This is a genomic window from Flavobacterium sp. UBA4854, from assembly GCF_002399805.1.
GTDB lineage: Bacteria > Bacteroidota > Bacteroidia > Flavobacteriales > Flavobacteriaceae > Flavobacterium > Flavobacterium ginsengisoli.
Genome location: NZ_DHEI01000087.1, coordinates 1 through 699 on the forward strand (window position 1 = coordinate 1; position 699 = coordinate 699).

Below are 699 nucleotides of genomic sequence, written 5' to 3' on the forward strand. Positions count from 1 at the left end.
AAAGGGGCGCTTTCCGTAAAAATATCTTCCAGAAACGCTCCCCCATAGCTTCGATGGATCCGCAAATCCTTTTTGGGCAGGCATTCGGAACAAAAAGATTGAAGCGCATAAAGGGAAACATCTCCTAATTTAGCATCAAGACTTCAACTTTCAACTATATATATATTCAAAAAACAAACCCGACGGTTTATCAAAAACTGCCGGGTTTGAAATAAAAATTACTCTTATATATAATAGGAAACAAAAGCTATACTATATAAGTAGGCATTACTGATTCAAAGTGTCTATTACTTCTTTGGTAATTTGAATGCTTTTTAGTTTTGCTTGATGATCGAAGATTGGACTTGTTACCATTAGTTCGTCGATTCTTGCATAATCAATGAACTTTTTCAAATCGGTTACTAATTGTTCTTTGTTTCCTGTAAAGGTTCCTGCTGTCATTTGGTTTACATGAAAACGTTCTGCTTCGTTCATGATATCATCTAATGAAGGAACTGGTGGTTGTAATCCTTTGCGGTCATTCCTAATTAGATTTAGGAACATTTGATACAAACTAGTAGACAATAATTCTGCTTCTTCATTTGTGTTTGCAGCTATAATATTGACACATGCCATTGTTTTTGGTTTATCCAAATACTCTGATGGCTGGAAATTTTCTCTATAAAACTCAAATGCCTGAATCATCAATTTTGGTGCAAA

Annotated in this window: 1 pseudogene; it reads right to left on the reverse strand. The window is 34.5% G+C overall.

What is annotated here, in order from left to right:
* Positions 1–267 precede the first annotated feature (267 nt).
* A pseudogene (locus tag B3J44_RS12685) lies at positions 268–699 on the reverse strand (LLM class flavin-dependent oxidoreductase); the annotation flags it as partial.